The following is a 25,751-nucleotide window of genomic DNA, read 5'->3' as shown; positions in this document are numbered from 1 at the left end:
TAACATGAGCAAACCCATCGTTTTCAGCGGCGCCCAGCCTTCCGGTGAACTGACCATTGGCAACTATATGGGTGCGCTGCGTCAGTGGGTGCAGATGCAGGATGATTTCCACTGCATTTACTGCATCGTCGATCTGCACGCCATCACCGTTCGTCAGGATCCGGCTGCACTACGCAAAGCCACGCTGGATACCCTGGCGCTGTACCTTGCCTGCGGTATTGATCCAGCAAAAAGCACCATTTTTGTACAGTCACATGTGCCTGAGCACGCGCAGCTGAGCTGGGTACTGAACTGCTATGCCTACTTTGGCGAGCTGAGCCGTATGACGCAGTTTAAGGATAAGTCCGCGCGTTATTCTGAAAACATCACCGCGGGTTTGTTCGATTACCCGGTTCTGATGGCGGCCGATATTCTGCTGTATCAGACCAACCAGGTACCGGTGGGCGAAGATCAGAAGCAGCATCTGGAACTGAGCCGCGATATCGCCGGTCGTTTCAATGCGCTGTATGGCGATGTGTTCAAAATCCCTGAGCCGTTTATTCCGAAATCAGGCGCACGCGTGATGTCGCTGCTGGAACCGACCAAGAAGATGTCGAAGTCGGATGACAACCGTAACAACGTGATTGGCCTGCTGGAAGACACCAAAGCGGTAGTGAAAAAGATCAAGCGCGCGGTAACCGATTCCGCCGAGCCGCCAGTGGTGCGTTACGACGTGAAAGAAAAAGCCGGTGTTTCTAACCTGCTGGATATTCTTTCTGGTGTCACCGGTAAGTCGATTCCGCAGCTGGAGCAGGAATTCGAAGGCAAGATGTATGGCCACCTGAAAGGCGAAGTGGCGGAAGCGGTTTCCGGCATGCTGACTGAGCTGCAGGAGCGCTATCATCGTTTCCGTAACGACGAAGCTTTCCTGAATCAGGTGATGCGTGATGGCGCAACCAAGGCCCGTGCGCAGGCGCAGGAAACGTTGAAGAAAGTTTATGAAGCGGTGGGTTTTGTGGCTCAGCCTTAATCAGCTAGCTGCCTGACCTATGAACGGCGAGTTGTGATGACTCGCCGTTTTTTTATGTTTAAAACCAGCGCAACTGGCGGCGCAGGCTGACCACGCGCCCGACGATAATCAGCGCCGGGCTGGCAAACTGCTGCGCCAGCGTGCTGAGTTCGGCTAACGTCGCGGTTTCCACCTGTTGTTCTGGCGTGGTGCCGTTCTGCACGATGGCGACCGGCATCGTCGCATCCATGCCATGCTGCAACAGCTGGCGCTGGATCTCGGGTGCCTGATTCAGCCCCATATAGAACACCAGCGTTTGCTGCTCTGCCGCCAGCTTACTCCACTCAATTTCGCCCTGTTGTTGCAGATGACCGGTGACAAAGCGCACGCTCTGCGCATGGTCGCGATGCGTCAGCGGAATGCCGCTGTAGGCGGCACAACCGGAGGCGGCGGTAATACCTGGCACCACGCTGAACGGAATGTTGTGCTGTGCCAGTACTTCTAGTTCCTCACCACCGCGACCGAAAATAAAGGGATCGCCGCCTTTCAGCCGTACCACGCGCTTGCCGCTCTGAGCCTGCTCTAACAGTAACTGGTTGATTTGCGACTGCGGCACGCAGTGATGTCCGGCCTGTTTACCGACGAAGATGCGTTCAGCATCGCGGCGCACCAGGTTGAGAATGGGTTCGGACACCAGACGGTCATACACCACCACATCGGCCTGCTGGATACACTGCAAACCTTTCAGCGTTAATAATCCGGCATCGCCTGGACCCGCGCCCACCAGCACCACTTCACCCTGTTGGGAGAGCGGCGCATCGAACAGCGTATCAACGATATGATCGGCGCGTGGCTTGTCACCATTCGCCAGCGTTTGCGCCAGACGATCGCTGGCAAAGAAGCGCTCCCAAAATGCCCGGCGCTGTCCCATGCTGGCGAAGGTTTTCTTCACCCGGCTGCGGAGTGTGCCAGCGAGTGAAGCCAGTTGGCCCAGATGCTGCGGCAGCATCGCTTCCAGCTTCTCACGCATCAGGCGCGCCAGCACCGGAGCGCGGCCACCGGAGGACACCGCAATCATCAGCGGGGAGCGATCGACAATCGACGGCATGATAGCGCTGGCTTCCTGCGGTGCATCCACCAGATTGCAGAAGATGCGGCGTGCTTCGGCGGCATCGCCCACTTGCTGATTCACAGCGTCATCGTCGGTGGCGGCAATGACCAGCCAGCAGCCCTCCAGCCACTGCTCTTCAAATGTGCCGGGCAATAGGTGCAACTTTCCCTGTTCAGCCCACTGCTGAAACGCAGGAGAGAATTGCACTGCGCCAACGTGCAGATCGGCACCGGCATCCAGCAGCAGGCGCGCTTTGCGCTCGGCTACATCGCCGCCGCCGACCAATAAACAACGCTTGCCTCGCAGACGGCAAAACAGCGGAAAATAGTCCATCGCTCATCCTCAAAAAAGCCCGCAATGTGCGGGCTTAAAAACGTTAAACCGATTTGAGCGCAGTGGCTTGTGGCGCCACTTGCGGCCGCTGAGCCTGTGGCGTGGCGTACCAGTATCCAAGGCCCATCAATACCATGCCAGAGAACATGTTACCCAGCGTCACCCACAGCAGGTTATGACCTATGCCGCTCAAGGTCAGGTCGGCATTATGCTGACCAAACCACGACAGTGCAAAGACCGTCATATTCGCTACCGAGTGTTCATAGCCGGAGGCGATAAAGGCCAGCAGGCACCACCAGATGGCAATGAATTTTGCCGTGCCTTCGGTGCGCACCGCCATCCAGATCGCCAGACACACCAGCCAGTTACACAGCGCACCTTTAAAGAACAGCGCCATGGCAGGCTGTGTAGTTTTCGCCAGTGCGGCACTGTGAATCAGTGCGCCTGTATTGGGTAGCATCGCACCGGCTGCGTAGTAGTAGAGCAGGGCGACAAACACCGAGCCAATCAGGTTGCCCAGCCAGGTTTGCGGCAGTACGCACCACATCTGGCCCTGGCTGATGGTCCCGGCTTTAACGCCGACGGTGAGGAACATGGTATGGCCGGTAAACAGCTCCGACCCGGCAATGATCACTAGCGTCAGTGCGATACCAAAGGTCGCGCCCATGATCAGCGGCCGCCACGCAGGATCGGCCAGATTGCCGAGTGTGAAAATCAGGATGATGGCGAGGCCGACGTAAGCGCCAGCCATCGCCGAACTGATCCAGAAGGCCAGCGGACTGTGCTGTGCCGTACGCACAATGCGCGCCGCGTTGGCGGCGCAGGTATTCAGGGTGTCAGTAAACATAGTGACGTCTCATAAAGTAAAAGAATTCTGTCAGGCGCACACTTCGACCTGGCCCGCAGTAACGCGCACCGGATAGCTCGCCACGGAACGGGCGGCATCTTCCAGGCAGACGCCGTCGCTTAAACGGAAGCGCTGTTTTTTCAGTGGGCTGGCGACCCACAGCGTGTGCTGATGTTCGGCAATCAGGCCGCGTGACAGCACGCTGGCTGCGGAGAAAGGATCGATGTTACTCAGCGCATAGAGTTGCTCATCATCATGCGGACGGAAGATGGCAATCTGCTGGCCTTTTACCAACGCGCAGACGCCGGTGGCAGGCAGGATTTGTTCGAGTTCACACACGGAATGCCACTGGCTCATGCGTCGATCTCCTCAATCTGGGTGATGGCGATGCGCTCGGCAGGACTTGCCGGACGGTGCTGATCGCGCTGGGCTACGTGCTGCACCAGCGGATCGCGCTGATCGCTGTTGATGAAGGTGCTGAAGTGGATGTGCTGCCGGGGATCGTTCACCGTTGCAGCCCATTCGCACTCGACTTCAGCCCGCAGGCGCGCCAGTTCAGCTTCCAGCTGCGCGTTGAGGCTGAGTTTGTCATCGACAATCACGCTGCGCAGATAGTTGATACCGCCCTCCATACTTTCCAGCCACAGCGAGGTACGCTGCAATCGGTCACCGGTGCGGATATAGAACATCATGAAGCGGTCGAGGTACATGAGCAGAGTGTCGCGATCCAGATCCGCCGCCAGCAGATCGGCGTGACGTGGCTTCATGCCGCCGTTGCCGCATACGTACAGATTCCAGCCTTTTTCCGTCGCGATGATGCCGACATCTTTGCCCTGCGCCTCCGCACATTCGCGCGTGCAGCCCGAGACGCCAAACTTCATTTTGTGCGGTGTACGAATGCCTTTGTAGCGGTTCTCGAGCTCGATACCGAAGCCGAGGCTATCGCCGACGCCATAGCGACACCAGGTGCTGCCCACGCAGGTTTTTGCCATGCGCAACGCTTTGGCATACGCCTGGCCGGTCTCAAATCCGGCATCAATCAGCTGCGACCAGATGGCAGGCAGATCGTCGCGCTGAGCACCGAACAGGCCGATACGCTGCGAGCCGGTGATCTTGGTGTAAAGATTAAATTCACGTGCCACCGCACCGATCGTCATCAACCCTTCTGGCGTGATTTCACCGCCGGGCGAGCGTGGGATCACCGAGTAGGTGCCATCTTTCTGAATATTGCCAAGGAACAGATCGTTACTGTCCTGAAGTGGTGCGAGTTGTGGCTTGAGCACATAGTCATTCCAGCACGAGGCCAGCAGCGAACCGACGGTGGGTTTACACACTTCACAGCCATAACCCTGGCCATATTTCGCCAGCAGCGCATCGAAGGAGGTGATCTCTTCGACACGAATCAGGTGATACAGCTCCTGACGTGAATAGGGGAAGTGCTCGCACAGGTGATTGTTGACTTCGATACCCTGACGGCTCAGTTCCGCGTTGAGCACCTGAGTGATCAGCGGAATGCAGCCGCCGCAGCCGGTGCCAGCTCGGGTTTCGCTTTTCAGCATCGCCACGGTGTGGCAACCGCCTTGCACCGCGTTGACGATATCGCCTTTGCTGACATCGAAACAGGAGCAGATCTGCGCGCTATCCGGCAGGGAATCGACTCCCAATACCGGCTTCTCGCCGCTGCCTGCGGGCAGAATCAAACCTTCGGGATTGTCGGGCAGTGCGATGTTGTTCAGCGCCAGCTGCAGCAGATTGCCGTAATCACTGGTGTCACCGACCAGTACCGCGCCGAGCAGCGTGCGATTGTCTTCACTGACGATCAGGCGTTTGTAGATGTGTTTTTGTTCGTCGAGCCACATATAGCTGCGCGCGCCCGGCGTGCGGCCATGCGCATCGCCGATACCACCGACATCCACGCCCAGCAACTTAAGTTTGGCGCTCATATCGGCACCGGAAAAGGCACTGTCGCGTCCCAGCAACGCATCGCTGGCGACCTGTGCCATTTTGTAGCCCGGCGCGACTAAGCCGAACAGCCGGTTTTGCCAGGCCGCACATTCACCGACGGCATAAATCGCGGCATCACTGGTTTGGCAGCGGTCGTTAATGGCGATACCGCCACGCTGGCCGATTTCCAGACCACACTGTTTTGCCAGCTTGTCTTGTGGACGAATGCCAGTGGAGAACACGATGAAATCGACATCCAGCGAACTGCCATCGGCGAATTCCAGCGTCTTACCGCCTTTGGCGTGATGCACAATCTGCTGGGTGTTTTTGCCGGTATGCACCAGCACGCCCATCTGCTCGATCTTACGACGCAACTGCTCGCCGCCTTGCACATCCAGCTGTTCGGCCATTAATCCCGGTGCAAATTCAATAACGTGAGTTTCGATACCGAGATTTTTGAGCGCGCCCGCGGCTTCCAGGCCGAGCAATCCGCCACCTATCACCGCACCACGTTTTGTTCGGCGCGCACAGGCTTCAATGGCGTTAAGATCTTCGATGGTGCGATAGACAAAGCAGTCGCTGCCTTCAGCGCCTTTGATTGGCGGTATCCATGGATAAGAACCGGTGGCAAAAATCAGCGTGTCATAGTGCACCGAGCGACCGGTATTAGAGTGAATCAGTTTTTCGTCGCGGTTGAGCGTGATCGCCCGTTCACCGATCAGCAGGTTGACCTGATGTTTTTCGTAATAGCCGGGGCGAACCAGTGACAGCTCTTCAGCGGTGTGATGGGAGAAGTAGGCGGAAAGGTGGACACGGTCATAGGCGACGCGCGGTTCTTCACAAAAGACGGTAATGGCGAATTGGCCGGGCTCGGCTTTATCGATCAGTTCTTCTATAAAGCGGTGGCCGACCATGCCGTTGCCAATAATCACGACACTGTGCTTGCTCATGCTTGCCTCAAAAATTGCGGTATCTGCGCTTACGATAGCGCGCAATATCAGGCGCTTATTGATGCACATCAAGCGCACGGCTATATACCTATTTAGAGGTATGTAATTGATTTTGAACGAAAATGATAAGTGGCTTATTTGATTGGATATTGTGCAGCATCGGTTGCCATCAGTGTCGCTGCTACAAACTGAGCTGAGGGCTTTTTTGCATGGTCATTTTGGCAGACTAAAAACCTATGGCACAGACGGAAAGATTTTCATGCTAGCTTAACCTGTGGCTTAAAACGGGAGGAAGGCATGGCGAATCGCACACTAAAGTGGATCAACAACCTGCGTCTGGCCGGCCAGCAGGGTCTGTGGCAGATGGAAATCAACGGCGGCAAAATAACGGCATTACGCCCCCAGCCACCGCAAATCACGCAGCAGGATGATGCGCTGGATGCCGAAGGAGGGCTGGCAAGTGCCCCCTTTATCGAACCGCATATCCATCTCGACACCACGCAAACCGCCGGGCAGCCTGCCTGGAATCAGTCCGGCACGCTGTTTGAAGGTATTGAACGCTGGGCGGAGCGCAAGGCGCTGCTCAGCCATGACGATGTCAAACAGCGCGCACAGCAGACGCTGAAGTGGCAAATTGCCAACGGTATTCAGCATGTGCGTACCCATGTTGATGTTTCCGATCCTACTCTCACCGCGCTGAAAGCCATGCTGGAAGTAAAGGCGGAAATGGCGCCATGGATCGATATTCAAATCGTGGCGTTTCCGCAGGAGGGGATTCTCTCCTATCCAAATGGTGAAGCGCTGCTGGAAGAGGCATTGCGTCTCGGCGCCGATGTGGTAGGCGCCATCCCGCACTTCGAGTTCACACGCGAGTATGGCGTTGAATCACTGCATAAAACCTTCGCGCTCGCCAACCGTTATGACCGCATGGTGGATGTGCACTGTGATGAGATCGATGATGAGCAGTCGCGCTTTGTCGAAACCGTGGCGGCACTGGCCCATCGTGATGGCAACGGCGAACGTGTTACCGCCAGCCACACCACGGCGATGCACTCCTACAACAACGCCTACACCTCGCGCTTATTCCGCTTGCTCAAGCTTTCAAAGATTAATTTTGTCGCTAACCCACTGGTGAACATTCACCTGCAGGGGCGTTTTGACAGCTATCCCAAACGCCGTGGTATCACACGGGTGAAGGAGTTGCTGGAAGCCGATATTAACGTCTGCTTTGGCCATGATGATGTGTTTGATCCCTGGTATCCGCTCGGCACCGCCAGCATGCTACAGGTGCTGCATATGGGATTACATGTCTGTCAGTTGATGGGCTACGAGCAGATCGACAATGGCCTGAGCCTGATCACCACTAACAGCGCGAAGACGATGCAATTGAAGGATTACGGTCTGGCGGTAGGTGACCATGCCAGTCTGATTATTCTGCCGGCTGAAAGTGGCTTTGATGCGGTGCGCAGACAAGTGCCTGTGCGCTATTCAATACGGCAGGGAAGCGTGGTGGCGGCAACGCAGCCCGCGAGCAGTGAAATCTATTTGGGTGAGGCGGAAGCGGTGTCATTCCGACGATAGTCGCTGCATAAAAAAAGAGTGCGCATCACTGCGCACTCTCTTGCTACTGCACCAGGCAACAGAGGTGAACGTTCACCCCTGCACGTCACCGATTAGTGCGTAATATGGCCGTGCTGGCGATGTTTAGTCACAAAGCCCAGCAGCACGCACATCAAAAACACCACGGCATACAAGCCATTAGCGGTAGAGAGTGCTGCATGTGCGCCGCCTTTCGCCACAATTGGGCCGGTAACCACAAAGGTCAGCATGGTGCCGACGGTGCCGCAGGTGAGGATAAAGTTCACCAGCTTCGGCGAAGAGACTTTGGTTTGCAGCGAGCCCAGCGTAATGATGGTGGTGTAGATAGCGCTGGAGCTGAAGCCGAGAATCATGATGATCCAGTGCAGCATGCTGGCGTCGTTGGTGGTGACAAACCAGTACATTAACCCGGTCGCCAGAGCCGCCAATACCATCAGGATGCGCTGCAGATCGAAGAAGCGCAGCAGGAAGCTGAACACCCACATGCCGACCATGTACGCGGTCCAGAAGTTACCGACGAGCTGACCAGCCGCCGCAATATCCATGCCCATCGATTTGGTGGCGTACTCTGGCACCCAGGAGATAAAGCCCAATTGACCGAGGATGTAGCACAGCGCCGCGATAGACAGGAACAACACGCCGATGCCCCATTTCTCTTTCTCGCCGCCTTGCACGGCTGCTTCGCTTTTCAGTTCCGGGAATTCCACCATCAGCGTCAGGACAAAGATCGCGATGTAAATCACCCCGATGCAGGCGTATACCCAGTACCACGGCAGCATGCGCGCCAGCAGTACGCCAGCGATGATCGGGAAAATGGTACCGGCCATGCTGAAGAAGGAGTCGGTGAACAGCAGGCGCGAGCCACGCTGGCGACCATCGTACAGATGGGTAATCAGGAAGGTACCGATCGACATGGTGATACCGCTGACCACACCGAGCACAAACATGCACAGCGAGAAGACGGTCAGGTTATGGCTGGTCATCAGGCCTGCCACCGCGAGGATCATCAGCACAAAGCCAAAAATCAGCTGGCGTTTCAACGGCACAATCACCATCAGCCAGGCGTTAAGGAATACCGCGACCAGGATACCGGCATTCAGGAAGGTGAAAGTGTTGCTCATTTCTGAGATGGGCAACTGGAAGTATTGGGCAATATTATCCAGTACCATACCGGTAACGATCACCAGCGCGCCGGTGAGCGCGTAGGAGAAAAAGCTGATCCAGGTAAGGCCAATGCGATTACGGTTTGTCATGTTCTGAACCTGTGATGCGCCGGGATTGGCAAAAAGTGTCATGAATTGTAAATGCAACTGTGATCTTAATAAACAACGAGTGTAACGAGCGCGAAATATTTCATTAATAGTGTGATTTTCGTCACGCAAATGATTGCGCACCTCAAAAAGTATGACAATCGCAACATCAGCGTAAATATCGGTAAAACGCTGGCTCTTGTATAACTTGCTCTTTACAATCGATCTCGTTTTTGAGCTTGCACTCCATGGTAAGGAATCTTTCATGTTTAAACGTACTTTGACAGCGGCAGTCGCCCTGTTAGCGCTCTCTTCTGTATCCGCTACCGCTCTGGCAGCCAAAGGGGATACCCATGTGCTGCTCACCACCTCTGCGGGCAATATCGAACTCGAACTGAACAACCAGAAAGCCCCGGTTTCGGTGAAAAACTTTGTCGACTACGTCAACAACGGTTTCTACAACAATACGATCTTCCACCGTGTGATCCCGGGTTTTATGATCCAGGGCGGCGGTTTCACCACGGATATGCAGCAGAAGCAGACCGTGGCACCGATCAAGAACGAAGCCGACAACGGTTTGCGTAACCTGCGTGGCACCATCTCTATGGCGCGTACTGCAGATAAAGATAGTGCGACTAGCCAGTTCTTCCTCAACGTCGCGGATAACGCCTTCCTCGATCACGGTCAACGCGACTTCGGTTATGCGGTATTTGGTAAAGTTGTGAAAGGCCAGGATGTGATCGATAAGATTGCTCAGGTGCCAACCAAAGATGTCGGCCCGTACCAAAATGTGCCGTCAAAACCGATTGTTATCCTGTCTGCGAAAGTCATGCCTTAATGAATTAACGCGCCGGCACTCGTCGGCGCGTTCTGCTGCTCTCCGGCAAAGCTAAAATTAGCTCTTATACTTAGGGCAAATTGCTTGTCGGAGGCGCAATGACCAGCCAACTCACCGAAAAACAGAAAGCCACCCTGTGGCAACAGCGCCGCATGGCCAGTTATCAGGCCAGTTGCCGTCTTGCCGGCTACGTACTCAGCGATATCAGCGCTGAGCAGCATGAAGAGCGACTTGAGTCACTAAGGAGGCAATATGGCGGATAACAGTCTGGCCGTGCGCGACCCTTATGTCTGGCACAACGACACGGTGTTGAAAAATCGTCTCGATATTCATGACGAAGCGCAGTTGCGTAAAGCGGAGCTGGCGTTTAGCGCTGCACGCCTGGCGACACTGGAACTCGGCCCGCGCAGCACCGGTATGCCCTGGTTATGCCATATTCATCGCACGCTGTTTCAGGATCTCTACAGTTGGGCAGGGGAGTTACGCAGCATCGATATCTGGCGTGATGAGACACCCTATTGCCATTGCGAATACATCGAGAAAGAGGGCAATGCGCTGATGAGCGCGCTGGAAGATGAACAACAACTGACAAACCTGACGCAGGATGAGTTTGTCGCGCGGCTGGCACATTATTATTGTGAGATCTTCGTATTGCACCCGTTCCGCGCGGGCAATGGCCGCACGCAGCGCATTTTCTTTGAACAGCTGGCGCTGCACGCCGGTTACCTGTTGACGTGGGATAAGCTGGAACGAGAAACGTGGCGTACCGCGTTGTTTGCTGGTGTGTCGGGCGATCTGGCACCGCTGACGACACAGTTTGCGAAAGTGGTGAGTCCCGCACGGTAAAATGCGTAGAATAGCGGCGGTTTGACTGGCCTGAGGGCACTATGCTGCTGTTAATTGATAACTACGACTCCTTCACCTGGAATCTCTACCAGTACTTCTGTGAGCTGGGCGCAGAAGTGCGCGTGGTGCGTAACGATGCCATCACGCTGGCGCAGATGGATGCGTTGCCACTGACGCATCTGGTGATTTCACCCGGTCCCTGCACGCCGGATCAGTCCGGTGTGTCTCTGGATGCCATCCGCCATTTTGCCGGTCGCTTACCGATTCTCGGTGTTTGCCTCGGCCATCAGGCAATTGCGCAAGCCTATGGCGCGCAAGTGGTGCGGGCTCGTCGGGTGATGCACGGCAAAACCTCTGTTATCCAGCACACCCATCAAGGCGTATTTCGCAACCTTAATAATCCGCTCACCGTCACGCGCTATCATTCACTGATTGTGGCGCGCGATACGCTGCCCGCAGAATTCGAAGTCACGGCCTGGAGCCTGCGTGATGGCGAGCCCGATGAGATCATGGGCTTCCGCCACCGTACGCTGCCCTTAGAAGGGGTGCAGTTCCATCCTGAGAGCATCCTCAGCGAGCAGGGCCATCAGCTATTGGCTAATTTCCTCAACGCGTAACTTATGTTTGCCTTCGTGTGATTTTTTATGCATATTTTGTGATTATAATTTCACTTCAGCTCAATAAATAACCCAATGAGGTCGGCAATGGCAGCGGAAAAACTAGCGGTAACCCGGGAAACGTTCGATAACGTGATTTTGCCTGTTTATGCACCAGCGCAGTTCGTGCCGGTAAAAGGCAAGGGCAGCCGAGTCTGGGATCAGCTGGGCAAAGAGTATATCGACTTCTCCGGCGGTATCGCGGTGACTGCTTTAGGCCATTGCCACCCGGCGCTGGTGGAAACGCTGAAAACGCAGGGCGAAACCCTGTGGCACACCAGCAACGTGTTCACCAACGAACCGGCGCTGCGTCTGGCGAGCAAATTGATTGCAGCGACCTTTGCCGATCGCGTTTTCTTTGGCAACTCCGGCGCGGAAGCTAACGAAGCTGCTTTTAAGCTGGCGCGTTATTACGCCTGCAAAAAACACAGCCCGTTCAAAAGCAAAATCATCGCCTTCCACAACGCGTTCCACGGTCGTACCTTGTTTACCGTTTCCGTTGGCGGCCAGCCTAAATACTCCGACGGCTTTGGTCCAAAGCCGGCAGATATCGTCCATGTACCGTTTAACGATCTGGATGCGGTAAAAGCGGTGATTGATGATCATACCTGCGCGATTGTTGTCGAGCCGATTCAGGGCGAAGGCGGCGTGGTGGCGGCAACTCAAGAGTTCATGCAGGGCCTGCGTGCACTATGCGATGAGCATAAAGCGCTGCTGGTGCTGGATGAAGTGCAGAGCGGCATGGGTCGTAGCGGTAAGCTGTTCAGCTACGAACATTACGGCATCAAGCCAGACATCATCACCACCGCCAAAGCGCTGGGCGGCGGATTCCCGGTGAGTGCGATGCTGACCACCAATGAAATCGCCTCAGTGATGGCGCCCGGCGTGCACGGCACCACTTACGGCGGCAACCCGCTGGCCTGTGCGATTGCTGAAACGGCTCTGGACATCATCAACACCCCAGAAGTGCTGGGTGGCGTGGAAGCTCGTCGTCAGCAGTTCGTTGAGGCACTGCAGGCGATTGACAGCAAATATGATCTTTTCAGTGAGATTCGCGGCAAAGGTTTGCTGATTGGCGCAGCGCTGAAGCCACAGCACGCCAGTAAAGCGCGCGATATCCTCAATGCCTCGGCAGCAGAAGGGTTGATGGTTCTGACCGCAGGCACTGATGTGATTCGTTTTGTGCCGTCACTGGTGATCGAGCCGACTGACATCGAAGAAGGGATGGCGCGTTTCGCCCAAGCGATTGAGAAAGTGCTGGCGGCGTAATCATCCTTTCGGACGTAAAACTTTCAGCCAGCGGCCGTGATGTGGTCGCTGGCTCCAGGCCAGTGAAGAGATGGTGTGCATCACATTCAGGTGTTGCAGGATGCGCTTCACATGCTGCTCGACAATCGTTACCGGCCCTTCATTCATATTCTCCGGCGCTTCCAGAATATTGCTGTCATTGCCTGGCCCGTCATACGCCAGTCGCTGCTGACAGCGCTGCAGCGCAATTTCACAGGATTGCAGATAGCGTTCCGCCAGCTTCGGCGTCAGCATGGTGTGCTCACGCGCCAGGATCGTCATCGCGTTAATATGCTCCACAATGAACTGGCTGTGGGTGACCCACATGCGCATATCTTTCAGGTACTGCGCGTTGAAGCCCGGTTCGCTCGATGCCTGATTCAGTGAGTTGAACAGTGCATTGTGCGCCTGATTGACCTTCATGCGCTGGTAAGCCAGCTTTTCAGGAGATTGCTCCGGCCCCAGCAACATCCGCAAGGCTTCCTGATAAGCCTCCAGCGCATCATGCGCGTTGCTGCGCAGTAATCCGCTCTGCCACTGTGGCCACAGCCAGATCATACCGGCAAAGGCGATCAGGCAGCCCATCAGGGTATCCATCATGCGCGGCAGCAGGAACTGCGCCCCGTTCAGCGACAACAGCTGGAGCGAATACACCGCCGTCACGGTGAAGCCAATCATCGACCAGCCGTAATACTTGCGCGTGACCAGATAGCTGGCGAGGGTGATGGCCAGCATAAACAGCAGGGTGATCGATTCGGGCACTTCGAGCCGTAGCGATCCTGCGGCGATCAGCAATCCGGCAAAGGTCCCCAGCGCACGGTGCTGGATACGCACTCGTGTGGCGCTGTAGCCATTCTGGCTGACAAACATGATGGTCATCAGAATCCAGTAAGGCTTGGGAATATTAAAGAACAGCGCCAGCGCACTGCCGAACATCAGCATCACCGAAATACGAGCCGCGGTGCGCAATGCAGCGGACTTGAGCGAAAGATAGCTGCGCAGCGCCGGGAACAGCGGCAAACGGCGCTGGCGATCGGCCATCAGGTCACGGGTGTATAAAGGTTTCTGGGTGCGCAGCACGCGGGCGATGCGGCTGAAATGGTAATAGCAGAAGTTGCCCACCGGATTGTCGGGATGCTGGCGCGCAATTTTTTCCAGCGCGCCGAGCTGCTTTTCCATGTGGAAGCGATCGGGCAATTGATGATAGAGAATGGCATCGGCCAACAGGCGCAGACGCGCAGAGATGGTTTTGGCATTCCAGCGGATCACCGCTTCGGCGTGACTCTGCTCGACCAGCTTTTGCACTTCTTCCGGCTGGTGCAGGCTCACCGAGATGTGCTCCTGCAAATCAAGCGCCACCTGGAAAGCCCGCGTCAGGCGCTTGTGGCTGTTATCGCGGCTGGCAGAGAGCATGTGCATCTGCTGATAGCAGGTGGTGATCAGGTCAACGGCTTTTTGCTGACGCGCCAGCAGCGGCGGCAGCGCTTTTTCCGGATCGGTGAGCTGCGTCAGCAAGGTGTACTTGGCATCGCAGTAATCCGCCAGTTCCCGATACAGCAGACTGAGCGTTTCGCGCATCGGCTGCTCTTTCCACAGCCAGAACCAGAACCAGTTAAACAGGCCATACCATAGCGTGCCGCCGATATACAGCAGCGGCGGCACCCACATGGGCATGCGTCCTACCAGGCTGAGGCTAAAGATGGCGGCAATCAGTGTGGCGGGCAACAAGCGACCGTGCAGCGGGCTGATTTCGCCGGTCACGCCTATCAGCAGCGGCAGCACAAACAGGATCAGCGGTAACGGAATGGCGTCACTGGTGAGAAATTGGATCAGAAAACTGGCGGTGGCAAACAGGGAGCCGCCGACAATCAGGCGTTTAAAGAAGCGTTTATGCGGGGTATCGAGACCCGCCATGTTGCAGCAGGCAGGCACTAAGGAGAACAGCAGGCCTTTTTGCAGATCGCCAAACAGCCAGCCTAGTGCCACAGGCAGGCACAGCACCAGCGTTTGCCGCAGTGCGTAGTTGACCTCAGGATGATAGATGATTCGGCGCCACATCAGCTCATCGCAAACAAAAACGGCGCGATGTTGCCATCACGCCGTGGGTGATAAGAAATTAGCGGGTGCCGTAGACGACGATGGTTTTACCGTGTGCGGAGATCAGGTTCTGATCTTCCAGCATTTTCAGGATACGACCCACGGTTTCGCGTGAGCAACCCACGATCTGACCAATCTCCTGACGTGTGATTTTGATTTGCATCCCGTCGGGGTGCGTCATCGCATCGGGTTGTTTCGCCAGATTAAGCAGTGTTTGCGCAATACGGCCCGTCACATCGAGGAAGGCAAGGTTGCCCACTTTCTCGGAGGTGACTTGCAGACGACGCGCCATTTGCGACGAAAGTCGCATTAAAATATCCGGGTTTACCTGAATCAGCTGACGGAATTTTTTGTAGGAAATTTCAGCCACTTCGCAGGCAGTCTTAGCACGTACCCAGGCACTACGTTCCTGGCCTTCTTCAAACAGGCCGAGTTCGCCGATGAAGTCTCCCTGATTGAGGTAGGAGAGGATCATCTCTTTGCCTTCTTCATCTTTGATCAGAACCGCAACGGAACCTTTCACGATGTAGTACAGCGTTTCCGCTTTCTCACCCTGATGGATGAGCGTGCTTTTGGACGGATATTTGTGAATATGGCAATGGGACAGGAACCATTCGAGTGTAGGGTCTGTTTGCGGTTTGCCGAGAACCATTCGCTATTATCCTCTGTTGTAATCGTGCCCAAAACACAGGGGGCAGTTTTCCCTGTCAGGCGGTGTAATCGTCGAGCGTTTCCAGTAAAGGAAAATTATTTCCGGGTGATTCTTAAGCTACGCTTTTGATTCTTCCCGCCTTCGTCTGTGATGACGAAAATATTTTCAGCACTGTTTGTAGCACAGCTTTTGCAAGCTGTCTTCTGTTGTCTCGCTTCAGCAACAGGCGGAAGAGTCTGGATTGCTGTTTATCAAGTGAAAGCGTACTCTGGCGGCAAAACCGCCACTTCAGGAGAAAGAATAATGCAGGCACGAGTGAAATGGGTGGAAGGGCTGACCTTTCTCGGAGAATCCTCATCAGGCCATCAGGTATTAATGGACGGTAACTCGGGTGACAAAGCGCCAAGCCCGATGGAGATGGTTTTGATGGCAGCAGGCGGCTGTAGCGCGATTGACGTGGTATCGATCCTGCAAAAAGGCCGAAATGATGTGGCTGACTGCGAGGTGAAACTCACCTCCGAGCGCCGGGAAGAAGCGCCACGTATTTTTACGCAAATCAACCTGCATTTTATCGTTAGCGGCACAGCGCTAAGCGATAAAGCGGTGGCGCGGGCCGTCGATCTGTCGGCGGAGAAGTATTGCTCGGTGGCGATCATGCTCGGCAATAGTGTGAAAATGACGCACAGTTACGAAGTGATTGAGCGATAACATAAGTGGGCGGCCAAACGGCCGCCGCTACAGAATTTCTGGATTATTCAATCCGTTTACCTTCAATCAGCCGCTGCACCAGTGGCGTCATGATTAACTCCATTGCCAGCCCCATTTTGCCGCCCGGCACCACCAGCGTGTTCATATGCGAAATGAACGAGCCCTGGATCATCGCCAGCAGGTAAGGGTAAGCAATGCCTTCCAGTCCACGGAAGTGAATCACCACAAAGCTTTCATCGAGTGAGGGAATTTCACGTGCGGCAAATGGGTTTGACGTATCCACCGTAGGTACACGCTGGAAGTTGATGTGGGTGCGCGAGAACTGCGGCGTGATGAAGTTGATATAATCCTCCATTGAACGCACCACTGAATCCATCACCGCTTCACGGGAATGGCCGCGCTCGCTGGTGTCGCGCACCAGCTTTTGAATCCACTCCAGATTGACAATCGGCACCACGCCGACCAGCAAATCGACATGCTCGGCGACGTTGTGCTGCTGTGTAACCACGCCACCGTGTAATCCTTCATAGAACAGCACGTCAGTGTTTTCCGGCAGCGGCTGCCAGGGCGTAAAGGTGCCCGGCACCTGATTCCACGGCACCGCTTCGTCGTAGGTGTGCAGATATTTGCGCGACTCACCCAGCCCGGTTTTTCCGTAATGCTTAAACGTCTGTTCCAGCAGCCCGAAGTCATTGGCTTCCGGACCGAAGTAGCTAATATGACGGCCCAGATCGCGTGCCTTACGGATCGCCATATCCATTTCTGGACGGGTATAACGGTGAAAACTGTCACCTTCCACTTCCGCAGCATGCAGATTCAGCTGCTGGAAAATCTTACGGAAGGCGAGGCTGGTGGTCGTGGTACCGGCACCGCTGGAACCGGTCACGGCAATGATTGGATGCCTGGCTGACATAACAGAACTCCCTGTGAAGTCGGGCGATGAGCATTGTTACCACGAATTACTGCGCGGTGCATTAACCGCGAAACTCGCCTTTCGGCATAATGTTGACGGATTCATGCAGTTCCGACCACACCAGCACAACGTCTCCGCGCTCCAGCTGGCGGCGCACGTCGGCGACTTTTTGTTCCAGGCTGCGCTCCTGCTCACCATAGTCGGTTCCCTCGCGCAGCACGAAAGTTTCAATCAGGTTTTCCAGTGTTGCGACTTCAAGTTCTTGCCAGGGAATAATCACGATCACACATCCAGATAGGTTGAAAGCCAGTCAGGCACACGCTGTTCCAGCCACATTTTCGGCTTCATTAACGTACCGCCAACAAAGCCAACGTGCCCGCCTTGTTGTGTCAGCTGATATTCAATGGAAGGCGACAGTTGCGCCGGCTGCGGGATTACTGCATCGGTCATAAAGGGATCGTCTTTGGCATGGATGATCAGCAGCGGCTTGCGCACGCCCGTGAGCAGCGGCATAGCGCTGGCACGTTGATAATAGTCGTTGGCATCCAGAAAACCGTGCGCCCGTGCGGTAATCGCATCATCAAACTCACGAATGCGGCGAAATGCGCGCAACTGGCTCAGTTCCACCGGTAGTGTGCCGGGCCAGGCCAGCAGTTTACGCGTAGCGTTCTGTTTCAGCTTGGTCAGTAAATAGTGCTGATAGAAACGAGAAAAGCCAGCATCGAGCTTTTCACTACAGGGTTCGAGCGCAAAGGGTGCCGAGATGGCGACGGCGGCATCCACAGGCACATCATTCCCGTGCATGCCCAATAAATAGGCCAGCATATTGCCACCGAGTGAAACGCCCACTGCTGCAGTCGGCACCGTGCCCCATTCGCGCTGCAACCAGTGCAGGAAAAAGGTCGCATCTTCGGTTTCACCGGAATGATAGATGCGCTCCAGACGATTCGGCTCGCCGCTGCATCCACGAAAGTGCATCACCACCGCCAGCCAGCCACGCGCCTGACACGCCTGCATCAGGCCATGCGCATACGGGCTACGGAAGCTGCCTTCCAGGCCATGGAACATCACCATGCGCGGTTTGTGACGCGCCTGTGCTGGATCTTCGCTCCACGCGAGATCGACAAAATCACCGTCCGGCAGGTCAAGTCGCTGCCAGTGCGGACGCAGGGTTACGCGCCGACGCAGTATGCGCGGCAGCAGGGTTTGCAGATGCGCGTTACTGAATCCGCGCAGCGGTGTAAATCGCTCGCCGTTCAGGCGATCAAAATAGCTTGGGTAAAGGCTTGTCTGATGCATAACTCGCTGATAGCTTCGATGGGTTGTCCGCTTTACTGGGTGAGGAGCACCCGAATATACATGGAACTGAGTCTTTTTTTATCAATGTTGGGTTTTCTTTGGGTCGCTGCCATCACGCCAGGGCCCAATAATATGTTACTTACCGCCTCAGGTGCTAATTTTGGCTTCCTGCGCACCATCCCGCTGCTCATTGGTATCATGATTGGTATGCAAGTCATGTTGCTGATGGTGGCATTTGGCATCGGTGGTTTGATCCTGCTTTATCCCTCTCTGCATCTGGTGCTAAAGATTGCCGGTAGCCTCTACCTGCTGTGGCTGGCGTGGAAAATTGCCACCGCGGAGTACGAGAAGCTGGAAACTGAAGATGCCAACGTCAAGCAGATGCCGTTCTGGCAGGGTGGCCTGCTACAGTTGATCAACCCAAAAGCCTGGCTGATGGCGTTGGGCGCGGTAGCCAGCTTTAGCCTGGCGGGCGATGCGTATCTGCATTCGGTGATCGCCATCAGTATCGGTATGGCGCTGGTCAATGTGGTATCCGGTGTTATCTGGATGGGATTTGGTTCGCTGATTGGCCGTCTGTTGCGCAGCCCGCGCGCGTGGAAAATCTTCAACCTGGCGATGGGTGCGCTCACTGCCGCCTGTGTACTGCTGATCTGGCGTTGAGTTAGCTGGAGGCGCGTTCAACGCGCTTCCAGGGTAACACTTCACGCACCACGTCACTGTGCGGCTGGCGGATGCGGTTCAGTAGCAGCTGAACACTGCGTGCACCCAGCCGATTCATCGGTTGTTCGATGGTGGTCAGCGGTGGATTGAGGCTGCTGGTGAAGGGAATACCATCAAACCCCACGACAGCGAGATCTTCCGGAATGCGCAATCCGGCCTCCAGCGCGGCGTGAATCACGCCAACCGCCAGCACATCTGAGACTGCAAACACGGCGTCTGGTCGCTCCGGTCGTGCCAGCAGTTCACGCAGTGCGGCACTGCCCGCTTCACACGAAATGTTTTCCGCGTAAGCCACGCCACCCCAATTTAGTTCCAGCTGTTCCAGCGCTTCGCGATAGCCACTTTCACGCTGATGCGAGTAAAGGTAGCGCATATCACAGTTAACCAATGCAATACGGCGGCGGCCTTTGTTGGCCAGATAACGCACGGTTTCGTAAGCCGCTTCTTTATTGTTTATCGTGACACTGGAAGCAGCGATAGCCGGATCGTATTCGGCGCATTGCACCCAAGGCGCGTCACCTATCAACCCCTTCAGCTGTTGCAGGCAGGCCGCGGCATCCATGGTGATCACGCCATCGACCACTTTACCGCTTAATAACGCCAGATAAGCGGCTTCACGCGGCAGCTGTGAGGCCGAATTGCACAACAGGATGTGATAACCCTGCGCTTCGGCTTCAGCTTCAATGCCTTGCACCACACGTGAACAGAAAGGATTGGTGATGTCTGAAATTAACACCAGCAACATATGGCTCTGGGCAGTACGCAGCTGGCGGGCCAGCAGGTTGGGCTGATAGTCACAGTGTTCGATGGCCGCCAATACCTTTGCTCGTGTATCAGAACGCACGCCTGGATGCTGGTTCAACACCCGAGAAACCGTGGCTTTAGACACGCCAGCAAGACGGGCAACTTTCTCAATCGACATGGATTTCAGTACCGCCAGTAGAGGTGACAAATCAGGAGCCTATCAATAGCACAGTCGCTATGTGAGCGTGTGACATATTTCCGTCTTTACGCCTTCTTTGCATTTGCGCATTTCGCATAGCGTTGCCCGATGTTGATCTAAGAACAGATTTTCATTAGGGATAATTTTTAATTCCTTTATGGAATTACAGCCGCTGGAGAAACTGCCATCACGACATAACATTGGGGTGAATGATGATGGCAGTAAAAAAAACGATAACGGCAGTGGCGGCAGCATTGGCCCTGATGGCATTCCAGGCACAGGCGGTCAACGTCACCGTGGCATATCAAACCTCGGCGGAACCGGCCAAAGTGGCGCAGGCCGATAACACCTTTGCTAAAGAGAGTGGCACGACGGTCGACTGGCGCAAGTTTGATAGCGGTGCCAGCGTGCTGCGGGCATTGGCTTCCGGTGATGTGCAAATCGGTAATATCGGGTCCAGCCCGCTGGCAGTGGCGGCAACACAGCAGTTGCCCATCGAAGCTTTCTTACTGGCATCACAGCTTGGCAATTCCGAAGCGCTGGTGGTCAAAAAATCCATCACCAGTCCCAGGGATCTGATTGGCAAACGCATCGCCGTGCCCTTCATCTCCACCACCCATTACAGCCTGCTGTCAGCGCTCAAACATTGGGGCATCAAGCCATCGCAGGTGCAGTTAGTGAATCTGCAACCGCCAGCCATTATTGCAGCGTGGAAACGCGGTGATATTGACGGCGCGTACGTCTGGTCACCGGCGGTAAACGAGCTGGAAAAGGATGGCACGGTGTTAACCGACTCTTCTCAGGTGGGCAAATGGGGATCGCCAACGCTGGATGTGTGGGTGGTGCGCAAAGATTTCGCTCAGCAGCATCCTGAAGTGGTTACCGCTTTCGCGCGCAGTGCGATTGAGGCACAGCAAGCCTACATTGCGAATCCAGAACAGTGGCTCAAGCAGCCCGACAATCTCAGCAAACTGGCGCGCCTGAGTGGCGTACCGGAAAGCGATGTGCCGGTGCTGGTGCAAGGCAATACCTACCTGACCGCACAGCAGCAGGTGGAACAGCTGGGCAAGCCAGTGAACAAAGCCATTGTTGATACCGCGCACTTCCTGAAAGAGCAGGGCAAAGTGCCGGATGCCGCTAACGATTACAGCAGCTTTGTCACCACGCGCTTTGTCGCGCCTTTGGCGAAATAACGGAGGCCGTATGCTCAGCATCACCAATCTGAATGCACGTTACGCCGGACAACCCGCGCTGCAGGATATCAACCTGCAGCTGGATCAACGCGACCTGCTGGTGGTGCTGGGACCGTCAGGCTGTGGCAAAACCACCTTACTGAACTTGATCGCCGGATTCCTGCCGCTGGAGTCAGGCAGTATCACGCTGGATGGCAAAGCGGTAAATGGACCGGGCGCAGAACGCGGCGTGGTGTTTCAGAACGAAGGGCTACTGCCGTGGCGTAACGTGATCGATAACGTGGCGTTTGGCTTGCAGCTGGCGGGAATGGACAAGGCTGAACGTCATACCATTGCTCGCCGTTTAATCCGCAAAGTCGGACTGGAAGGGGCAGAAAAGCGTTTTGTCTGGCAGCTCTCTGGGGGTCAACGTCAGCGCGTGGGGATTGCGCGTGCGCTGGCGGCTGATCCTCAGTTGCTGCTGTTAGATGAACCCTTTGGTGCGCTGGATGCTTTTACCCGTGAACAGATGCAAACCCTGCTGCTGACGCTATGGCGGGATACCGGCAAACAGATTTTGCTGATTACCCACGACATTGAAGAAGCGGTGTTTCTTGCCAGTGAACTGGTGCTGCTTTCGCCGGGGCCAGGTCGCGTGGTGGAGCGCATCAAACTCGATTTTGGCCAGCGTTTCGCCGCCGGCGAGCCGTGCCGCAGTATCAAATCCGATCCGGCTTTTATCGAACGCCGTGAATACGTGTTGAACCAGGTCTTTTCCCAGCGGGAGGCGTTTGTATGAGCGCGGTGATTGATGAGAAAACCCAGACTCGCCGACGCACGTTGCGCTGGCCTTTTTCACCGCAGTTTTCCCTGAGCTTGCTGAGTGTAGCCGTGCTGCTACTGGTGTGGTGGGGCGTGACGGCGCTCAATTTGGTGGCACCGCTGTTTCTGCCGCCACCCCAGCAGGTGCTGCAAAAGTTACTGCTGATCGCCAGCCCACAAGGCTTTATGGATGCGACCCTATGGCAGCACCTGGGCGCCAGCCTGACGCGCATGCTGGTGGCGCTGTTTTTTGCCGCGTTGATTGGCATCCCGGTGGGTATTGCAATGGGCCTGAGCCCGGCGATTCGTGGGCTGCTCGATCCGCTGATTGAACTCTATCGTCCGGTGCCGCCATTGGCCTATTTGCCGCTGATGGTGATTTGGTTTGGCATCGGCGAAACCTCGAAAATCTTACTAATCTATCTGGCGATCTTCGCGCCGGTGACGCTGTCGACGCTGGCAGGAGTGAAGAATGCTCAGCAGGTACGGATTCGCGCTGCGCAGGCACTAGGCGCTTCACGCTGGCAGCTACTGCGCTTTGTCATCCTGCCGGGCGCATTGCCTGAAATCCTTACCGGTTTACGCATTGGCCTTGGCGTGGGTTGGTCCACGCTGGTGGCCGCCGAACTGATTGCCGCCACGCGAGGGCTCGGCTTTATGGTGCAGTCGGCGGGCGAGTTTCTTGCCACCGATGTGGTACTGGCCGGTATCGCAGTGATTGCCTTAATCGCCTTTAGTTTAGAACTGGGTCTGCGCGCCTTGCAGCGCCGTCTGACACCCTGGAATGGAGAGCAGCAATGAACGAACGTGTCACCTTTACCGCGCTGGGCCCGTATATCGGTGCGCAGGTCAGCGACCTCGATCTCAGCCGCCCGTTAAGCGACGCGCAGTTTGAGCAGCTTTATCATGGTCTGCTGCGCCATCAGGTGTTGTTCCTGCGCAATCAGGTGATCACGCCGGAACAGCAGCGCGCTCTGGCGATTCGCTTTGGTGATTTGCACATCCATCCGGTGTATCCACATGCGGAAGGAGTGGAAGAAATTATCGTGCTGGATACCCATCAGGATAATCCACCGGATAACGATAACTGGCACACCGATGTGACCTTTATTGAAACGCCGCCGGCGATTGCGATTTTAGCGTCTAAACTGCTGCCGGAGAGCGGTGGCGATACGTTGTGGTCAACGGGCATTGCGGCCTATGAAGCGTTGTCCGAACCGTTTAAGCAACTGCTGAGCGACTTGCAGGCGGAGCATGATTTTAAGAAGTCGTTCCAGGAGTATAAATACCGCAAGACGGAAGAAGAGCATCAGCGCTGGCAGCAAGCGGTCGCCAAACATCCGCCGGTGCAGCATCCGGTGATTCGTACCCATCCGGTGAGCGGGCGCAAGGCGCTGTTTGTCAATGAAGGCTTCACGACGCGTTTACTGGGATTGAGTGAGAAGGAGAGCGAAGCACTGCTGAATTTCCTGTTCTGGCACACGGCAAAACCGGAGTTTCAGGTGCGCTGGCGCTGGCAGGAGAATGATGTGGCTATTTGGGATAACCGCGTCACGCAGCATTATGCGAATGCCGATTACTATCCGGCGCGGCGAGTAATGCATCGGGCGACGGTGTTAGGGGATGTTCCGTTTTAAAAGAGTGCGGTGGTTAACCAGGTCGGCCTAAATGCCGACCTGTCGGCAGAAGTTGAACAAGAATACCGGACTTACAACAGACGCTGAGCATCCACGAAATCCGCACCAGACATACTTGCCTGACAGCAGAAGCTGAACAAGAATGCTGGCCTTCCAGAGATGCGAACCCTGCCTGCTGATCTTACAGCAGGCACTCACCCTGCAGGGGCAGCATGGATGCTGAACACTAACTCGCCAGCATTTGCTCCAGTTGTTCCTGGGCATCCAGCCAGGCCATTTCAACGTCTTCCAGCGCCGATTTGCTTTCAGCCTGACGTTGCAGCGCCGAGGTTAAATCGGCCTTACGGCTCTGATCGTAAATTGCACTGTCTGACAGCATCGCTTCCGCTTCGCGGAGCTGGCTCTGCCACTTCGCCATCTGCTTCTCTAACTTCTCGATCTCTTTACGCAACGGCTGGGTTTGCGCGCGCAGTTCAGCATCGCGGCGTTTCTGATCTTTACGAGACTGGGCGCTGTTGGCGTTATCCTGCTTCGGTGCAGCATCCTGCTGGGCTTGCTGCTTTTGCAGATCGCTCAACCACTGCTGGTAATCATCGAGATCGCCTTCAAACACATCGACTTTGCGGTCATGCACCAGATAGAGATCGTCGGTGGTGGATCGTAGTAAATGACGGTCATGCGAAACCACCACCAGCGCGCCTTCGAAATCAATCAGCGCTTCGGTCAATGCCTGACGCATGTCGAGATCAAGGTGGTTGGTCGGTTCATCGAGTAGCAGCAGATTTGGACGTTGCCAGACGATCAGTGCCAGCACCAGTCGCGCTTTTTCACCGCCTGAGAAACGTTCAGTGATTTCACTGACTTTATCACCCTGGAAACCGAAGCCGCCGAGATAATCACGCAGCTGTTGTTCCAGCGTTTGTGGCGCAATACGGGCCAGATGCTGCAATGGCGATTCATCGGCGCGCAGGTATTCAAGTTGATGCTGAGCGAAGTAGCCAAGCTTGATGCCTTTTGCCAGGCCAACTTTGCCATCCAGCGCTTCAATTTCACCGGCCAGCAGTTTGATCAGCGTTGATTTACCCGCACCGTTACGGCCGAGTAGACCGATGCGTGAACCCGGTACCAGATTCAGTTTGATGGCATCAAGAATGATGCGTTCGCCATAACCCGCCGTGACTTTCTCCATTTTCAATAATGGATTGGGCAGGCTCTCTGGTGCGCGGAAGCTGAAGCTAAACGGGTTATCGACGTGAGCCGGGGCAATTAACTCCATGCGCTCCAGCATCTTGATACGGCTCTGCGCCTGTTTGGCTTTAGTGGCCTGGGCGCGGAAGCGATCGATGTACTTTTGCAGGTGCTGTACTTTTTCCTGCTGGCTCTGGAACAACGCCTGCTGCTGCGCCAGTTTGGCGACGCGCTGGCGCTCGAACGAGCTATAGTTGCCGGTGTATTCGAACATCGTCTGCTGTTCGATATGAATGATTTTATCCACCACCGGATCAAGGAAGTCACGGTCATGCGAGATGAGGATCAGCGTGCCTTCATAGCTTTTCAACCAGCGCTCTAGCCAGATAACAGCATCAAGATCGAGGTGGTTAGTCGGCTCATCCAGTAGCAGCAGATCGGATCGGCACACCAGCGCTTGCGCAAGGTTAAGGCGCATGCGCCAGCCACCGGAGAAATCACTCACCGGCCGCATTAATTGTTCCTGGCTAAAGCCCAATCCGTGCAGCAGGCTGGAGGCGCGAGCATGTATGCTCCACGCCTGAATCGCATCCAGCTTGCCATGCAGCAGAGCGATGGCGTTGCCGTCATCCCTGGCGTTGGCATCAGCTAATTCGGATTCAAGCTGACGATATTCGCGGTCGCCGTCGATAACATATTCCAGCGCGGCTTTAGTGAGGGCCGGGGTTTCCTGGTTCACCCATGCCAGCGCCCAGTTACCTGGAAAAGTGAAATTGCCTGCATCACTGCTAATTTCGCCCTTCAGGAGCGACAGCAGCGTGGATTTTCCACAGCCGTTCTTACCCACCAAACCGACTTTTTGGCCGGGATTAATGGTGGCTGTTGCGTTGTCCAGCAGCACGTTAGTGCCGCGGCGTATTTGTAATGCGGAAAAGACAATCATAAGCG

25 protein-coding genes are annotated in these 25,751 nt (G+C 55.5%); 13 read left to right on the top strand and 12 right to left on the bottom strand.

What is annotated here, in order from left to right:
• The first annotated feature begins 4 nt into the window (after nucleotides 1–4).
• Nucleotides 5–1,009, top strand: a complete 1,005-nt coding sequence (gene trpS / locus AC1MDE_RS21880) for a tryptophan--tRNA ligase (RefSeq protein WP_034819607.1) — start codon at nucleotides 5–7, stop codon at nucleotides 1,007–1,009.
• Between the two features lie 58 nt (nucleotides 1,010–1,067).
• Here the strand turns inward: trpS and cysG are convergent, their stop codons facing one another.
• Genes cysG through nirB form a run of 4 tightly spaced genes read right to left on the bottom strand, consistent with a single transcriptional unit; the run spans nucleotide 1,068 to nucleotide 6,173 of the window.
• Nucleotides 1,068–2,432 (bottom strand): siroheme synthase CysG, encoded by a 1,365-nt coding sequence (cysG, locus tag AC1MDE_RS21875; RefSeq protein WP_337023708.1) that lies wholly within the window; start codon nucleotides 2,430–2,432, stop codon nucleotides 1,068–1,070.
• Nucleotides 2,433–2,475: 43 nt separating this feature from the next.
• A complete protein-coding gene (gene nirC, locus AC1MDE_RS21870; RefSeq protein ID WP_479399750.1) occupies nucleotides 2,476–3,279 on the bottom strand; it encodes a nitrite transporter NirC in 804 nt (267 codons plus the stop codon).
• A gap of 30 nt (nucleotides 3,280–3,309) precedes the next feature.
• A complete protein-coding gene (gene nirD / locus AC1MDE_RS21865; RefSeq protein ID WP_038644290.1) occupies nucleotides 3,310–3,636 on the bottom strand; it encodes a nitrite reductase small subunit NirD in 327 nt (108 codons plus the stop codon).
• The gene (gene nirB / locus AC1MDE_RS21860) at nucleotides 3,633–6,173 is read right to left on the bottom strand and encodes a nitrite reductase large subunit NirB (protein WP_479401401.1); all 2,541 of its coding nucleotides are present in this window, start codon (nucleotides 6,171–6,173) and stop codon (nucleotides 3,633–3,635) included. The genes nirD and nirB overlap by 4 nt, the downstream gene beginning before the upstream one ends.
• A gap of 297 nt (nucleotides 6,174–6,470) precedes the next feature.
• Here nirB and AC1MDE_RS21855 point away from each other — a divergent pair, with 297 nt between their 5' ends.
• The gene (locus tag AC1MDE_RS21855; RefSeq protein WP_058960594.1) at nucleotides 6,471–7,754 is read left to right on the top strand and encodes a cytosine deaminase; all 1,284 of its coding nucleotides are present in this window, start codon (nucleotides 6,471–6,473) and stop codon (nucleotides 7,752–7,754) included.
• 92 nt (nucleotides 7,755–7,846) lie between these two features.
• On the opposite strand, the gene tsgA is transcribed toward AC1MDE_RS21855, so the two are convergent.
• Nucleotides 7,847–9,025, bottom strand: a complete 1,179-nt coding sequence (gene tsgA / locus AC1MDE_RS21850) for an MFS transporter TsgA (RefSeq protein WP_479401402.1) — start codon at nucleotides 9,023–9,025, stop codon at nucleotides 7,847–7,849.
• Nucleotides 9,026–9,287: 262 nt separating this feature from the next.
• Between tsgA and ppiA the strand changes: the two genes are divergently transcribed.
• The 5 genes from ppiA to argD all read left to right on the top strand — a co-directional run bounded on the left by ppiA (nucleotide 9,288) and on the right by argD (nucleotide 12,631).
• Nucleotides 9,288–9,860: a peptidylprolyl isomerase A gene (gene ppiA, locus AC1MDE_RS21845; protein WP_058960596.1), complete on the top strand. Its 573-nt coding sequence runs from the start codon at nucleotides 9,288–9,290 to the stop codon at nucleotides 9,858–9,860.
• Between the two features lie 98 nt (nucleotides 9,861–9,958).
• Nucleotides 9,959–10,123, top strand: a complete 165-nt coding sequence (locus AC1MDE_RS21840; protein ID WP_072016960.1) for a YhfG family protein — start codon at nucleotides 9,959–9,961, stop codon at nucleotides 10,121–10,123.
• Nucleotides 10,113–10,706 (top strand): putative adenosine monophosphate-protein transferase Fic, encoded by a 594-nt coding sequence (locus AC1MDE_RS21835; protein ID WP_058960598.1) that lies wholly within the window; start codon nucleotides 10,113–10,115, stop codon nucleotides 10,704–10,706. The genes AC1MDE_RS21840 and AC1MDE_RS21835 overlap by 11 nt, the downstream gene beginning before the upstream one ends.
• Before the next feature lie 41 nt (nucleotides 10,707–10,747).
• The gene (locus AC1MDE_RS21830) at nucleotides 10,748–11,323 is read left to right on the top strand and encodes an aminodeoxychorismate synthase component II (protein WP_058960599.1); all 576 of its coding nucleotides are present in this window, start codon (nucleotides 10,748–10,750) and stop codon (nucleotides 11,321–11,323) included.
• A gap of 87 nt (nucleotides 11,324–11,410) precedes the next feature.
• Nucleotides 11,411–12,631, top strand: coding sequence for a bifunctional acetylornithine/succinyldiaminopimelate transaminase (gene argD / locus AC1MDE_RS21825; protein ID WP_479414919.1), 1,221 nt, complete (start codon nucleotides 11,411–11,413; stop codon nucleotides 12,629–12,631).
• On the opposite strand, the gene AC1MDE_RS21820 is transcribed toward argD, so the two are convergent.
• Nucleotides 12,632–14,707: a YccS/YhfK family putative transporter gene (locus AC1MDE_RS21820; RefSeq protein WP_034819579.1), complete on the bottom strand. Its 2,076-nt coding sequence runs from the start codon at nucleotides 14,705–14,707 to the stop codon at nucleotides 12,632–12,634.
• A gap of 58 nt (nucleotides 14,708–14,765) precedes the next feature.
• Nucleotides 14,766–15,398 (bottom strand): cAMP-activated global transcriptional regulator CRP, encoded by a 633-nt coding sequence (gene crp, locus AC1MDE_RS21815; RefSeq protein WP_000242758.1) that lies wholly within the window; start codon nucleotides 15,396–15,398, stop codon nucleotides 14,766–14,768.
• Between the two features lie 303 nt (nucleotides 15,399–15,701).
• Here crp and AC1MDE_RS21810 point away from each other — a divergent pair, with 303 nt between their 5' ends.
• The gene (locus AC1MDE_RS21810; protein WP_034819576.1) at nucleotides 15,702–16,106 is read left to right on the top strand and encodes an OsmC family protein; all 405 of its coding nucleotides are present in this window, start codon (nucleotides 15,702–15,704) and stop codon (nucleotides 16,104–16,106) included.
• Between the two features lie 43 nt (nucleotides 16,107–16,149).
• Here the strand turns inward: AC1MDE_RS21810 and AC1MDE_RS21805 are convergent, their stop codons facing one another.
• From AC1MDE_RS21805 to AC1MDE_RS21795, 3 genes are all read right to left on the bottom strand, one after another.
• Nucleotides 16,150–17,019: a phosphoribulokinase gene (locus AC1MDE_RS21805; protein ID WP_034819573.1), complete on the bottom strand. Its 870-nt coding sequence runs from the start codon at nucleotides 17,017–17,019 to the stop codon at nucleotides 16,150–16,152.
• A gap of 61 nt (nucleotides 17,020–17,080) precedes the next feature.
• Complete coding sequence (locus AC1MDE_RS21800; RefSeq protein WP_034820041.1) at nucleotides 17,081–17,299, bottom strand: YheU family protein; 219 nt, start codon at nucleotides 17,297–17,299, stop codon at nucleotides 17,081–17,083.
• Nucleotides 17,300–17,301: 2 nt separating this feature from the next.
• Nucleotides 17,302–18,318 carry a hydrolase gene (locus AC1MDE_RS21795; RefSeq protein WP_058960602.1) on the bottom strand — a complete coding sequence of 339 codons (1,017 nt, stop codon included), beginning with the start codon at nucleotides 18,316–18,318 and terminating at the stop codon, nucleotides 17,302–17,304.
• A 60-nt stretch (nucleotides 18,319–18,378) separates the two neighbouring features.
• On the opposite strand from AC1MDE_RS21795, the gene AC1MDE_RS21790 reads away from it, so the two are divergent.
• Nucleotides 18,379–18,981: a LysE family translocator gene (locus AC1MDE_RS21790; RefSeq protein ID WP_034819569.1), complete on the top strand. Its 603-nt coding sequence runs from the start codon at nucleotides 18,379–18,381 to the stop codon at nucleotides 18,979–18,981.
• 1 nt (nucleotide 18,982) lies between these two features.
• Here AC1MDE_RS21790 and AC1MDE_RS21785 read toward each other — a convergent pair whose 3' ends face one another.
• Nucleotides 18,983–19,963 carry a LacI family DNA-binding transcriptional regulator gene (locus AC1MDE_RS21785; protein WP_058960604.1) on the bottom strand — a complete coding sequence of 327 codons (981 nt, stop codon included), beginning with the start codon at nucleotides 19,961–19,963 and terminating at the stop codon, nucleotides 18,983–18,985.
• 233 nt (nucleotides 19,964–20,196) lie between these two features.
• Here AC1MDE_RS21785 and tauA point away from each other — a divergent pair, with 233 nt between their 5' ends.
• Genes tauA through tauD form a run of 4 tightly spaced genes read left to right on the top strand, consistent with a single transcriptional unit; the run spans nucleotide 20,197 to nucleotide 23,615 of the window.
• Complete coding sequence (gene tauA, locus AC1MDE_RS21780; RefSeq protein WP_480345072.1) at nucleotides 20,197–21,177, top strand: taurine ABC transporter substrate-binding protein; 981 nt, start codon at nucleotides 20,197–20,199, stop codon at nucleotides 21,175–21,177.
• Between the two features lie 10 nt (nucleotides 21,178–21,187).
• Complete coding sequence (tauB, locus tag AC1MDE_RS21775) at nucleotides 21,188–21,955, top strand: taurine ABC transporter ATP-binding subunit (protein ID WP_160834615.1); 768 nt, start codon at nucleotides 21,188–21,190, stop codon at nucleotides 21,953–21,955.
• The gene (tauC, locus tag AC1MDE_RS21770) at nucleotides 21,952–22,779 is read left to right on the top strand and encodes a taurine ABC transporter permease TauC (RefSeq protein ID WP_058960606.1); all 828 of its coding nucleotides are present in this window, start codon (nucleotides 21,952–21,954) and stop codon (nucleotides 22,777–22,779) included. The genes tauB and tauC overlap by 4 nt, the downstream gene beginning before the upstream one ends.
• Nucleotides 22,776–23,615 carry a taurine dioxygenase gene (gene tauD, locus AC1MDE_RS21765; protein ID WP_480345071.1) on the top strand — a complete coding sequence of 280 codons (840 nt, stop codon included), beginning with the start codon at nucleotides 22,776–22,778 and terminating at the stop codon, nucleotides 23,613–23,615. The genes tauC and tauD overlap by 4 nt, the downstream gene beginning before the upstream one ends.
• Nucleotides 23,616–23,841: 226 nt before the next feature.
• On the opposite strand, the gene AC1MDE_RS21760 is transcribed toward tauD, so the two are convergent.
• A complete protein-coding gene (locus tag AC1MDE_RS21760) occupies nucleotides 23,842–25,746 on the bottom strand; it encodes an ABC transporter ATP-binding protein (protein WP_097119694.1) in 1,905 nt (634 codons plus the stop codon).
• Between the last annotated feature and the right edge of the window lie 5 nt (nucleotides 25,747–25,751).

The sequence above is a fragment of the Pantoea folii genome (assembly GCF_056678875.1).
The sequence above is the reverse complement of the archived record's forward strand: the minus strand, read 5'-3'. Positions and strand labels throughout refer to the sequence as shown.